Here is a 12,776-nt window from a genome sequence, read left to right as displayed (position 1 = left end):
CCATTGTCCTCCTCCGCACGGCCGCGGGGGCCGCCACGGGCCGGGCGGGGGAGGAGGACGGGGAGTCGGCGTCGGGGAGGAACGTCAGGACGCGTCCTTCACCATCCCGCGGACCGAGAGCTGGACGACCAGCGGCCGGTGGTCGCTCCCGGCGTCGTCGCGGTCGTCGACGACCTGGTAGCCCGAGACCTCCCAGCGTCCGGAGAAGAGGACGTGGTCGATCGGGGCGCCGAGCGCGGGCGGGACCGAGGACGGCCAGGTGCCCAGGGCGGCGCCGCCCGCGACGGTCCCCGCGTCGCGGCAGCCGCCCAGCGTGGCCGAGCCCGGCAGCCCGGTCCAGTGGTCGACCGTGGAGTTCAGATCGCCGAGGACCACGACGTCCTCCTCCGCGGAGCAGAGCGCGGAGACCGAGAGCAGATCGCTCCGCCACTCCGCGAGGCGCGAGGGGATCGGCGCCATGGTGTGCACCGCGGCGAGGACGGGGCGCTCGGGAGTGTCGGGGCGTGCGACGAGGGACGGTGTCGATCCGGTGACGACCGCGGCGGTGTCGACGCTGTAGCCGCCGAGCGAGGGGGAGAGCAGCAGGGCCGCCCCGTCGTCGGCGCCCGACCCGGCGTAGTGGAGGGTCATCGACATCCCCTGGGCGCTGAGCGCGTTCACGACGTCCTGCGCGTGCGTCTGCGAGACCTCGAGGAGGGCGATGCCGTCGACCGCGCTCTCCCGGGCGAGCGAGGCGATCGTGTCGACGGGCACGCCGTCGTGCAGCACGTTCCAGGTCGCGAGGCGCACGTCGGCGAGGCGGTGGGCGCGCGGAGCGGCGGAGTCGTAGCCCCGCGCTCCCTGCACTCCCGCGAGCACGAGCGCGAAGACGACGCCGAGCGCCGCGAGGGCCAGCGCGAGGCGCCTGACCGGAGCGACGAGGACCGCGATCACGACCAGGACAGCGGCGAGCCCGACGGCCGCCGCGCCCGTCGCGAGCCGGAACGGCACCAGCTGGGCGAAGGGGGCCTCCCGGGCGATCCCGAAGAAGCCGGGCGCCGCGACCACCAGCAGAGCGATCGCCACGATCACCGCCACCGCGGTCTTCACCAGTCTCGTCCCCATCGCCGCCCAGGCTACTAGGGCATCGGAGGGCTCGCAGGCGGCGCGTCTACGATGAGCGCATGCATGTCGACGGGGGCCGTTACGACCTCCACACCCACTCCGTCGTCTCCGACGGCACCGAGGCTCCGGCCGTCCTGGTGCGGGCCGCGGCCGCGGCCGGGCTCGCCGGAGTGGCGCTCACCGACCACGACACGACCGGCGGCTGGGCCGAGGCGCTCGCCGCGGCCGAGGAGGCGGGCATCGACCTGCTGCCCGGCATGGAGCTCTCCTCCCGCGTCGGCTGGGCCAGCGTCCACGTCCTCGCGTACCTCGTCGATCCGGCGGATCCGGGGCTCGTGGCCGAGACCGCGCGCATCCGCTCGGCCCGCACGCACCGCGCGGAGGCGATCGTCACCGCGATCGCGGCCGACTACGACCTCACCTGGGACGACGTCCTCGCCCAGACCAGCCCGGGCACGACCATCGGGCGTCCGCACATCGCCGACGCGCTCGTCGCCCGCGGCCTGGCCACCGACCGCTCCGCGGCCTTCGCGGGGATCCTCGACTGGCGCGGCGGCTACTACCGCCCGCACTACGCGCCCGACCCGGTCGACGCCGTGCGCCTGGTCCGCGCGGCGGGCGGGGTCCCGGTCATCGCGCACCCGGCCGCGAGCGCCCGCGGGATCGCGGTCGAGTCGATCCTCCCGCAGCTCGTCGACGCCGGCCTGTTCGGCCTCGAGGTCGAGCACCGCGAGAACACGGCCGACGGCAAGCGCCGCCTGCGCGAGCTCGCCGAGCAGTACTCGCTCGTCACCACGGGCTCGAGCGACTACCACGGCACGGGCAAGCCCAACCGCCTGGGCGAGAACACGACTGCGCGCGCGACCGTCGACGCGATCCGCTCCTCCGCCCGCTGAGTCGCGGAGAGCCGCTGACAGGCGGAGAGCCGCCGGATCACCGTGACCGCTGAGGGGCGGAGAGCCGCTGAGTCGCGTGGGGACCCCGCTGAGTCGCGGGAGAGCCGCTGAGACGCCGAGAGCCCGCCCTCCCGCGACGGATCGCGGGGGGACGGGCTCGGGGCGCGGAGGCTCAGGCCTGCGCGTCGGGGCGCGGGGAGCGGCGGCGCGACCGGGTGCGGCGGCGCGGCTCGCTGTTGCCGTCGTGGTGCTCCTTGCTCTCGCTCGAGGGAGCGGGGCCGGTCTGCTGCGGAGCGGTCGAGTCGGCGGAGTCGGAGCGGGTGCGGCGACGCGGCGGCCGGTCGCCCCGCTCGGAGCGCTCGCCGCGGTCGGAGCGCTCGCCCCGGTCCGGGCGCGCGTCGGCCTTCGCCTCGGCGGGGATCGGGGTCGGCTTCAGCCGTCCCTTGGTCCCCGCGGGGATGTCGAGGTCGGTGTAGAGGTGCGGCGACGACGAGTAGGTCTCGACCGGGTCGGGCTGGCCGAACTCCAGCGCCCGGTTGATGAGGGCCCACTTGTGCAGGTCCTCCCAGTCGACGAAGGTCACCGCGATGCCGGTCTTGCCCGCGCGCCCGGTGCGGCCGACGCGGTGCAGGTAGGTCTGGTCGTCGTCCGGGATCGTGTGGTTGATCACGTGGGTGACGTCGTTCACGTCGATGCCGCGCGCGGCGACGTCGGTGGCGATCAGGATGTCCTTCTTGCCGGCCTTGAACGCCGCCATCGCGCGCTCGCGCTGCTCCTGGTTGAGGTCTCCGTGCACGGCCGCCGCGTTGAAGCCGCGGTCGTTGAGCTCCTCGACGATGCGGGCCGCGGCGCGCTTCGTGCGGGTGAAGATGACGGTCTTGCCGCGGCCCTCGGACTGCAGGATGCGCGCGATGACCTCGTCCTTGTCGAGCGAGTGCGCCCGGTAGACGATGTGCTTGATGTTCGCCTGCGTGATGCCCTCGTCGGGGTCGGTCGCGCGGATGTGGATGGGCTTGTTCATGAAGCGGCGCGCGAGCGCGACGATCGCGCCCGGTATCGTCGCCGAGAAGAGCATGGTGTGGCGGGTGGGCGGCGTCTGCGCGAACAGCTTCTCGATGTCCGAGAGGAAGCCCAGGTCGAGCATCTTGTCGGCCTCGTCGAGGACCATCACCTGCACGTTGGCGAGCGAGAGCAGGCGCTGCCCGGCGAGGTCCAGGAGGCGGCCGGGGGTGCCGACGACGATCTGCGCGCCGGCCTTCAGCTGCTCGATCTGGCCCTCGTAGGCCTTGCCGCCGTAGATCGAGACGATCTTGGTCGGCCGGTTGGAGGCGGCCAGCTCGATGTCCTCGGTGACCTGCACGGCGAGCTCGCGGGTCGGGACGACGATGAGCGCCTTGACGCCCGGCTCCGGGTCGGTGCCGAGGGCCTGGATGAGGGGGAGGCCGAAGCCGAAGGTCTTGCCGGTGCCGGTCTTGGCCTGGCCGATGATGTCCTGCTTCTGCAGGGCCAGGGGGATCGTCTGCTCCTGGATGGGGAACGGCTCGAGGATGCCCTTGGCGGCGAGTGCGGCGACGATGTCGTCGTCGATGTTCAGATCGGAGAAAGTCACGGAGTGAAGCGCCTGTCGTGTCGAACGGTCTACGCCCCTGTACGACTCCGGGCGCAGGGTCACCGATCCAGCGCCGGTGACATCCCGGCGAGTCTACTGCTCCCGGCCCCGCCGGCCCCGGAACCCCGCTCCTCCGGCGCCCTATGCTGAGGAAATGGCTGCCTGGTTCCGACGTCGACGTCCCCTGCTCGAGGTGCCCCGCCTGACGCCCCGCGGGGAGTCGAGCCAGAAGCGCGACCGCGTCGACCTCGCCGACCTCACCCCCGAGGTGCTGCCCTATCTCGGCCAGGTCGCCTACCTCCAGCTCGCGGTGTTCGAGGTGCTGGCGCGCGCCGTCGCCGAGACCGACGACCTCGCGGACAAGGAGGCCATCTCCTCCGCCGCCGGCACGGCTCTCGCGAAGCACCACGCCGTCGTCGCCGAGCTGCGCCGCCGCGACGTGGAGCCCGGCGAGGCCATGGCGCCGTTCCGCCCCGCGATCGACACCTTCGAGCGGCTCACCCGCGGCGCGGACCTCCACGAGACGCTGCTCTCGGCGTACATCACGGCGGGCCTGCTCGACGACTTCTTCATCCGCCTCACCGGCGGGCTGCCCACCGACGTGGGGCCGCGCATCGCGCAGACGCTCGGCGCGGACACGGGCGTCGACGGCGTGATCGCGATCCTCCGCCGCGAGATCGCCGCGGACGAGCGCCTGGGCTCGCGCCTGGCCGTCTGGGGCCGCCGCCTGGTGGGCGACACCCTCCTCGTGGCGCGCTCCGCACTGATGGGCTCGGGCAACCACGACTCCGACGAGTCGCGGATAGAGCCGGTGTTCACCGAGCTCATCGCCTCGCACACGCGCCGGATGGACGCGCTGGGGCTCACGGCCTGACCGTCCCCGGCGCGTCGCGGCGCCGGACGCCGGGAACGACGGAGGCGCGGAAGTCCGAGGACTCCCGCGCCTCAGGCTCGGATCAGGGGGCGACGCGTCCCGAGAGCATCGCCTGCAGGGAGGCCTCGTCGCGGCGGGCGCGGCTGCGCCCGAGCGAGAGGCCGACCGGGGCGACGACCACGGCGGTCGCGACGAGGGACAGGACCCAGATCAGGCCGCCGTCCCACGGCAGGCCCGCCCAGGTCAGCGCGACCCAGACGACTGCGGCGACGAGGCCGCCGATCGCCGGGACCAGCACGGAGCCGTGCAGGTGCCGGTGCGGCAGCCCGTAGCGCGCGGCGAGACCGATCAGGACCCCGAACAGGGTGATGAAGAGGAGCTCCACGACGTGTCCGCCCGGGACGCTCTAGGCGACGAAGCCGACGCGGCGCGACTCCTCGGAGCCGACCTCGACGAAGGCGATGGTGGCGGTCGGGACGATGTAGATCTTGCCCTTCTCGTCGCGGAGGCGGAGGACGGCGGTGCCGGCCTCGAGAGCGGTGGTCACCGTCTTCTCGACCTCGGTCACGGACATCGACGACTCGAAGTTGAGCTCGCGCGGGGTGTTGACCATTCCAATACGGATTTCCACCAGCAGTGCCTTTCGGGAGGGGACGAGGGTGTCAGGATACGGGACCGCGCTCGGACGACCGCGCCGGTTTCGCGGTGAGCGGAGCGGGCGGCCGGGGCTCCCGGCGGGGACGGGCGGGAGTGTCGGACCCGGTGGCTACCGTGGTCGTGTGACCGCTCCCGCGACCCCCGCTCCCTCCACCGCAGCCTCCGTCGGCGAGGCGCTCCCGGGCGAGCCCGCGGTCGTGCTGGACGACTCCCAGCGCGCGGTGCTCGCGCTGCCCGAGGGCCGCAGCGCCGCCGTGCTCGGGGCGCCGGGGACGGGCAAGACCACGACGGTCGTCGAGCTGGTCGCCGAGCGCGTCCTCGAGCGGGGGTACCCGCCCGAGTCGGTCGTGGTGCTCGCGGCCAGCCGCACCGCCGCCACCGCCCTGCGCGACGTGCTCGCCCTGCGGCTGGGAGTGCCGACCCGGGGCCCGCTCGCCCGGACCGCGACCTCGCTCGCGTTCGAGGCGGTCACCTCCTCCGCCAAGGAGCGCGGCCTCGAGCGGCCGACCCTCCTGACCGGCGGCGAGCAGGACGCCCTCCTCTCGGAGCTCGTCGAGGGCCACCTCGAGGAGGGGACCGGCCCGCGGTGGCCGGAGGAGTTCAGCCCCGAGGTGCTGCGGCTGCGGACCTTCCGGACCGAGCTCCGCGAGTTCGGGATGCGGGCGACCGAGCACGGGCTCGACTCGGACGCGATCCGCGCCCTCGGGGTCGACGCCGAGCGCGGCGAGTGGAGCGCGGCGGCCGACGTGCTCGACGAGCTGCGCGAGGTGGTCGAGTGGATGGCGCCCCAGGCGGGGACCCGCCTGGACGCGGCGGAGTTCGCGGCCTACGCGGCCGAGGCGATCCGCGCGGGCGAGGGCGGCGAGCGGATCGACGCGCTGCGTCTCGTCGTCGTCGACGACCTCCAGGAGGCGAGCGAGTCGACGCTCGTGCTGCTGCGGGCGCTGACGGAGCGCGGGGTGACCGTGATCGCGCTGGGCGACCCGGACGTGGCGACCAGCGCCTACCGCGGCGCGGCCTCCGACACGCTCGGCCGGTTCGCCGCGAGCATCGGCGCGTCCGACGTCGAGACGCTGGTGCTCGCGCGCGTGCACCGCCACTCGGCCGCGCTGCGGGCGGTCGTGTCGGCGGCCACCGAGCGGATCGGCACCGCGGCGGCCGGCCGGCAGCGGGCGGCGGTCGCGGCTCCGGCCCCCGAGGCGGGCCCGGCGCCCGTCCTGGTGCTGCACGCCCCGACGGCGGCGCGGGAGGCGGCGACGGTGGCGCGGCTGCTGCGCGAGCGGCGGCTGCGCGACGGAGTGCCGTGGCGGCGGATGGCGGTCGTCGTCCGCTCCGGAGCCGCGGTCCAGCCGCTGGTGAAGGCGCTCGCGGTGGCGGAGGTGCCGACCCGCTCCGTGCTCGCCGGACGGGCGCTGCGCGACGATCACGCGGCCCGGGCGCTGCTCGTGCTGGTCGGCGTCGCGATCGGCGAGCGGCCCCTCGATGCGGAACTCGCGGCGGAGCTGCTGCTCGGCCCTTTCGGCGGGGTCGACCGGCTGGGGCTGCGCCGGCTCCGGCTCGCGCTCCGGGCGGAGGAGCTGGCCGGCGGCGGCATCCGCGCGAGCGACCCGCTGCTGGTCGAGTCCCTCGCCGCGCCCGGCCGATTCGCGACCATCGACTCCGCTCCCGCCCGGCAGGCCGAGCGGCTGGCCGTGACGATCGACCGGGTCCGCCGCCTGCACGAGGAGGGGGGCTCGATCGAGGAGCTCCTGTGGTCGGCGTGGGAGTCCAGCCGCGTCGCGTCCTCCTGGCGCGAGCTCGCCCTCGGCACCGGCCTGACCGCCGCCGAGGCCAACCGCAACCTCGACGGCGTGGTCGCCCTCTTCAGCGCCGCGCGCCGGTTCGTGGAGCGGGCGACCGGGCACTCCGCGATCGGCTTCGTCACCGAGATCCTCGAGGCGGAGGTCCCCGAGGACACTCTCGCTCCGCGCTCCGTCGAGGACGCGGTCCTCATCGGCACGCCCTCCTCCGTCGTCGGCCTGGAGTTCGACGTCGTGGTGGTGGCGCGGCTGCAGGACGGCGTCTGGCCCAACCTCCGCCAGCGCGGCTCGCTGCTCGATCCGGACGGCCTGCTGCGGCACGCCCGCGGCGAGGGCGGACTGCCGCTCGACGCCCGCAAGGCCACTCTCGACGACGAGCTCCGGATGTTCGCCCTGGCCGCCTCCCGCGCCCGGCGGCAGCTCGTGCTCAGCGCCGTCGCGGGCGAGGACGAGACGCCCTCCCTCTTCTTCCGGCTCACCCCGCCGGACGCGCCGCGGCTCGATCCGGCCTCCGCAGTGCCGCTCACGCTGCGCGGGGCGGTGGCGGCGCTGCGCCGGACCGCCACCACGCCGGACTCGACCGAGGCTCCCGCCGCCATCCGAGGGCTCAGCGCCCTGGCGCTCGCGGAGGTCCCGGGCGCCGACCCCTCCTCCTGGTCCGGGGTGCTCGAGCCCTCGACCACGGAGCCGCTCTTCGACGTCGGCGACCCCGAGCGTCCCGTCTCCGTCTCGCCGAGCCGCCTCGAGGCCTTCGAGCGGTCCCCTCTGGACTGGTTCGTCGACGCCGTCTCCGGCTCCACGACGAGCACGGCGATGGGGGTCGGCACCCTCGTGCACTGGGTCCTCGAGAACGCCGAGCGGCCCGATCCGCAGGAGCTGTGGGCGGCTCTCGAGTCGCGGTGGCCCGAGCTGGTCTTCGAGTCGCCCTGGCTGGGGGAGCGGCAGAAGCGCGTCACACGGCGGCTGATCGACGGCCTCGCGGGCTATCTCGCCGACTTCGAGCGCGGGGGAGGCGTGGTGCTCGGCCGCGAGCAGCAGTTCGAGCTCGACGTCCCGCCCGCCCGGGTGCGGGGCTCGATCGACCGCGTCGAGCGCGCGGCCGACGGCTCCGTCACGATCGTCGATCTCAAGACGGGCCGCAGCACCCCCCGCAAGGACGACATCGCCGAGCACGCGCAGCTGGGCAGCTACCAGCTCGCCGTCGCCGAAGGGGCGATCGAGGCGGCCGACCCGGCCGACGGGGGAGGCGCGAAGCTGCTCTTCGTGGCGACGGGCGTGCGCGGGAAGCCGTACCGCGAGGTGGTCCAGGAGCGCTTCGGCGAGGAGGAGCTGGAGCGGCTGCGCGAGCGCGTCCGCGCCGCGGCCCTGGGCATGGCGGCGGCGGGCTTCTCGGGCCTGCTCGACGCGACCCCGTTCTCCCCCGGCGACGCCCTGCGGTACCGCATCCACGCGGTACCCGAGGTCCCGGGGGACGGCCTCCTGGCGATCGACGAGGTCGACGAGACAGAGGACCCGGAGGACTCCGAGGAGCCGGATCCCGATGCGCCGGCCGATCCATCCGGCCCCGCCGACCCCGACCCCTCCGCCGTCTCCGAGGAGGAGCTGCCGTGATCGACGCCCTGACCATCGCCGAGCGCCTCGACCTGCGCCCGCCCACCGCCGAGCAGCGCGCCGTCATCGAGGCGCCGCTCGAGCCGGCCCTCGTGGTCGCCGGCGCCGGCAGCGGCAAGACCGAGACGATGGCGAACCGCGTCCTCTGGCTCCTCGCGAACGGCCACGCGGCGCCGTCGGAGGTGCTCGGCCTCACCTTCACCCGCAAGGCGGCGGCCGAGCTCGGCGAGCGCATCGGGCGGAGGATCGACCAGCTCGGCGCGGCGGGCCTGCTCCCGCTCGCGCCCGGGCAGTCGGCGCCCGACCCGTTCGAGGCCGCCACCGTCTCGACCTACAACGCCTTCGCGAACACGATCTTCCGCGACAACGCGGCCCTGATCGGCCGCGAGGGGGACGCGACCGTGCTCTCCGAGGCCTCCGCCTGGCATCTCGCGCGGGGAGTCGTGGCCGACACGGCCGATCCGCGCATCCTCGAGGTGGAGGCGGGCATCGACCGGCTGACCGACCTCGTCGTCTCGCTCGCGCACGACCTCGCCGACAACCTCGCCGATCCGGCCGCGGTCGCCGCGTTCGCCGAGGACTTCCTCCGCCTGGGCGAGCTCCCGCGTGGAGGCAGCGGCTCGGGGCTCTACCGCGAGCTCGAGAAGGCGCTGCAGGCCGTGGGCGCGCTGCCGGTGCTGACGGCGCTCGCCGAGCGGTTCCAGGAGGCGAAGGCCGAGCGCGGCTTCGTCGAGTTCTCGGACCAGGTGGCCCTCGCGCTGCGGATCGTCGACAGGGTGCCGCGGATCGTGGACGAGCACCGCGCGCGGTACCGGGTGGTGCTCCTCGACGAGTACCAGGACACCTCCGTGCTGCAGACCCGCCTCCTCTCGCGGCTCTTCGCCGGGCAGGGAGTGATGGCGGTGGGCGACCCGCACCAGTCGATCTACGGCTGGCGCGGTGCGAGCGCCGAGGGGCTCGGCCGCTTCGGCACCGATTTCGGGGGAGCGGGCCGCTTCTCCCTCAGCACGAGCTGGCGCAACGGCCGCCGCGTGCTGACCGCCGCGAACGCGATCGTGGAGCCGCTGTCGGCGGGCAGCGCGGTCGCGGTCGACACGCTGAGCGCGGGGCCTCAGGCCTCCGAGCACCCGGTCGAGCTCACCTTCCCCGAGACGATCGAGGAGGAGGCGGACGACGTCGCCGCCTGGTTCGCCAGGCGCCTGCGCGAGAACGCCGAGCCGCCGTCGGCCGCGGTGCTCTTCCGGGTGCGCGCGCACATGGACCGCTTCGCCGCCGCGCTGGCGAAGCACGGCGTCCGGTACCACATCCTCGGCATCGGGGGCCTGCTGCGGCAGCCCGAGATCGCCGACCTCGTCGCCGCGCTCACCGTGGTCGAGGACCCGGCCGCCGGCAGCGAGCTCGTGCGCCTCCTGGCCGGCGCCCGCTGGCGTCTGGGCGTCCGCGACCTCAAGGCGCTGCGCGACCTCGCCTCGTGGCTCGCGGCGCGCGACCACGCGCACCGGCTGCTCCCGGAGGAGGTGCGCGAGCGGATGCGCGCGTCCGTCACCGAGGGCGAGGGCGGCTCGATCGTCGAGGCCCTCGACTTCATCGCGGCGCGCCGCCCCGGCGACGACGGGCGGATCGACCACTCCGCGCTCGGCGGGTTCAGCGCCGAGGGCCTGCGGCGCCTGCACGAGGCGGGCACCCTGTTCGCCCGGCTGCGCGCCCGGGCCGGGCTCGACCTCTTCGACTTCGTCACCCTGGTCGAGCAGGAGCTGGGCCTGGACATCGAGGTCGAGGCGAACGAGTCGCGCGGGGACGGCCGCGCCAACCTCGAGGCCTTCCGGGAGGCGGTGGCCGGGTACCTGCAGACGGACGACCGCGGCGCCGGCACCGGCTCCTCTCTCCGCGGATTCCTCCGCTGGCTCGTCCTCGCGGACAAGCGCGACGGCCTGGCCCCGCGACCGGAGGACCCGGAACCGGGGACGGTGCAGCTGCTGACGATCCACGGCTCCAAGGGTCTGGAGTGGGACCTCGTCGCCGTCCCGCGGATGGTCGACGGCGAGCTCCCCGGCACGCCGGTCGAGGGCTTCCGCGGGTGGGTCAGACTGGGCGCGATGCCCTACGCGTTCCGCGGCGACGCCGCCGAGCTCCCCGATCTCGCCTGGCGCGGCTGCAGCACGCAGAAGGAGGTCGTCGACGCGATCGGAGCGTTCGGCGACACCCTCCGCGAGCGCAACGAGGCGGAGGAGCGGCGTCTCGCCTACGTGGCCGTCACGCGGGCGCGTCACCACCTCCTGCTCAGCGGCTCGTGGTGGGCCGGCCAGGCCAAGCCGCGCGGACCGGGCGTCTTCCTCCGCGACCTCGAGGAGGCCGGCACGATCCCGCCGCTGCCGACCGAGCCCGCGAACGAGGAGAACCCGCTCGAGCGGGCCCCGCGCACGTTCCGCTGGCCGCACGATCCGCTCGGCTCCCGCGGCGACCGGGTCCGCGCCGCCGCCGCCCGGGTCCGCAGCGCCGAGCCCGCTCTGCTGGGGGCGCGCGGCGACGACATCCGCCTGCTGCTCGCCGAGCGGGCGGTGCGGCTGGCCGGGGGCGAGCGCACGCCGCTGCCCACCCGCATCCCCGCCTCCCGGTTCAAGGACATCGTCAGCACGCCGGACGAGGTCGCGGCGCAGCTGCGCCGGCCGATGCCGGAGCGCCCCTACCGGCAGACCCGGCTCGGCACGACCTTCCACTCCTGGGTCGAGAACCGCTTCGGCGTCCAGGGCGGGGCGGAGGCGGTCGACACCTTCCCCGACGAGCTCGACGACGCCGGCCCCGCGAGCGTCGAGCAGGAGCGGCTCGACGCCCTGATCGCCATCTTCGAGCGCTCGGAGTGGGCCGACCGGCGCCCGGAGGCGGTCGAGATCGAGATCCACCTCCAGCTCGCCGGCCACGTCGTCGTCTGCAAGCTCGACGCGGTGTACCCGACGGAGGACGGCGTGCAGATCGTCGACTGGAAGACCGGGCGGGCGCCGAAGGACGCCGCCGACCTCGAGCTCAAGCAGTTCCAGCTCGCGCTGTACCGGCTCGCCTACTCGCGCTGGCGGGGGGTGCCGCTCGAGAGCGTCGACGCCGTGTTCTACTTCGTCGCCGACGACCTCGTGCTGCGGCCCGAGCGGTTCTACTCCGAGCGCGAGCTCGCGGAGTCGCTCTCCTCGGCGACGGGAGCGAGCCCGCGGCCGTGAGCGGAGGAGCCCGTGCGGGCTCCCGGCGTGCGGTTGAGGAGCTCCTCGACCTCCGAGACCTCCAGCACCGGGCCGGTGTCGGTCGAGAGGGGCGCGGAGAGGTCGCCCAGCACGCTGTCGACCAGCGTGTCGAGCATGGCGACCGCGTCGTCCACGATGGCGGAGTCGTCGGTCTCGGTGCCGTGCAGCAGCCAGCGGGCGAGTTCGAGCTCGGCGTAGAGCTGGGCGCGCTGGCGGATCGTGCGGTCCACTGCTCCCGCGCGCATCCGGGAGTAGGCGGAGAGCGCCGTCTCGGAGCCCGGGGCGCTCAGCAGCCAGTGCAGGTCGCGCGCCGGGTCGCCGACCCGCAGCGCCGCCCAGCCGAGCACGGCCGCGACGACGTCGCCGGAGCGGAGGAAGGAGTCGGCGGTCATCGAGCCGTTCACCACGGTCGGGTCGAACTGCCAGAGCGCCTCGTCGGAGGAGGCCGACTCCCAGCGCGCGACGAGCGCCGCCGGGACGTGGCCGGTGTCGGCCGCGCGCTCGATCACCGCGACCGTCTCGTTCACGCTGTCGCGCGCGGTCGCGATCGGCAGGCCCGCCTCCTGGACGAACGACACCGGGAGCGAGTGGATCGCCCCGACGGCCCGGCCGATCGAGTCCGCGAGCCCGCTCTGCGCGGCCACGTCGTCGATGAGGACGCGATCTCCCTCGAGGTACTCGTAGACGACCGCGCGGGTGCCGTCGAACGGCGTCTGCCCGACGCTCTCCTGCAGATCGAAGGGCAGGCGGCTGCGGATGCCGGCGGTCAGCGCCCGGAGCGCGACGAGGTCGCCGAGCTGCTCCTGCTCCGCGAGCGCGGACGTGGGCACGCGCACGACGAGGCGGGCGCCCTCGCGCGTCGTCAGCAGGGCGGAGTCGAAGTCGCCGTGCGTCGAGGAGGTGAAGGGGCGCGCGGAGCGGACGTCGAGGCCCTCGACGGCCGAGGTGGCCAGCGCGGCTAGAGTGAGATGGGATCTGGCCATGGTTTCCAGGGTA

9 protein-coding genes are annotated in these 12,776 nt (G+C 74.7%); 4 read left to right on the top strand and 5 right to left on the bottom strand.

Annotation, left to right across the window (positions count from 1 at the left end; all coding sequences use genetic code 11):
- Positions 1-84: 84 nt before the first annotated feature.
- Positions 85-1,104, bottom strand: a complete 1,020-nt coding sequence (locus C5C56_RS05925; protein WP_146078796.1) for an endonuclease/exonuclease/phosphatase family protein — start codon at positions 1,102-1,104, stop codon at positions 85-87.
- A 59-nt stretch (positions 1,105-1,163) separates the two neighbouring features.
- On the opposite strand from C5C56_RS05925, the gene C5C56_RS05920 reads away from it, so the two are divergent.
- Positions 1,164-2,000, top strand: a complete 837-nt coding sequence (locus C5C56_RS05920; protein ID WP_104224845.1) for a PHP domain-containing protein — start codon at positions 1,164-1,166, stop codon at positions 1,998-2,000.
- A gap of 172 nt (positions 2,001-2,172) precedes the next feature.
- On the opposite strand, the gene C5C56_RS05915 is transcribed toward C5C56_RS05920, so the two are convergent.
- Complete coding sequence (locus C5C56_RS05915; RefSeq protein WP_104319230.1) at positions 2,173-3,609, bottom strand: DEAD/DEAH box helicase; 1,437 nt, start codon at positions 3,607-3,609, stop codon at positions 2,173-2,175.
- A gap of 154 nt (positions 3,610-3,763) precedes the next feature.
- Between C5C56_RS05915 and C5C56_RS05910 the strand changes: the two genes are divergently transcribed.
- Positions 3,764-4,483, top strand: a complete 720-nt coding sequence (locus tag C5C56_RS05910; protein ID WP_104247820.1) for a ferritin-like fold-containing protein — start codon at positions 3,764-3,766, stop codon at positions 4,481-4,483.
- An 82-nt stretch (positions 4,484-4,565) separates the two neighbouring features.
- Here C5C56_RS05910 and C5C56_RS05905 read toward each other — a convergent pair whose 3' ends face one another.
- Both C5C56_RS05905 and C5C56_RS05900 read right to left on the bottom strand, forming a co-directional pair.
- Positions 4,566-4,868, bottom strand: coding sequence for a hypothetical protein (locus tag C5C56_RS05905; RefSeq protein WP_104319229.1), 303 nt, complete (start codon positions 4,866-4,868; stop codon positions 4,566-4,568).
- Between the two features lie 21 nt (positions 4,869-4,889).
- Positions 4,890-5,114, bottom strand: a complete 225-nt coding sequence (locus tag C5C56_RS05900) for a DUF3107 domain-containing protein (protein ID WP_104224841.1) — start codon at positions 5,112-5,114, stop codon at positions 4,890-4,892.
- Positions 5,115-5,262: 148 nt separating this feature from the next.
- On the opposite strand from C5C56_RS05900, the gene C5C56_RS05895 reads away from it, so the two are divergent.
- Positions 5,263-8,550: an ATP-dependent DNA helicase gene (locus C5C56_RS05895; RefSeq protein WP_104319228.1), complete on the top strand. Its 3,288-nt coding sequence runs from the start codon at positions 5,263-5,265 to the stop codon at positions 8,548-8,550.
- Positions 8,547-11,759 (top strand): ATP-dependent DNA helicase, encoded by a 3,213-nt coding sequence (locus C5C56_RS05890; RefSeq protein WP_104319227.1) that lies wholly within the window; start codon positions 8,547-8,549, stop codon positions 11,757-11,759. Before C5C56_RS05895 ends, C5C56_RS05890 begins: the two co-directional genes overlap by 4 nt.
- Here the strand turns inward: C5C56_RS05890 and C5C56_RS05885 are convergent.
- Positions 11,696-12,763, bottom strand: a complete 1,068-nt coding sequence (locus C5C56_RS05885) for a phosphotransferase (RefSeq protein WP_104224838.1) — start codon at positions 12,761-12,763, stop codon at positions 11,696-11,698. The two genes, C5C56_RS05890 and C5C56_RS05885, sit on opposite strands and share 64 nt — an antisense overlap.
- Positions 12,764-12,776: the final 13 nt, after the last annotated feature.

Source organism: Rathayibacter sp. AY1D1, assembly GCF_002932635.1.
In the GTDB taxonomy this organism is placed as follows: Bacteria; Actinomycetota; Actinomycetes; order Actinomycetales; family Microbacteriaceae; genus Rathayibacter.
Note: the sequence above shows the minus strand (reverse complement) of the source record. Positions and strands in the feature narration are given on the sequence as shown.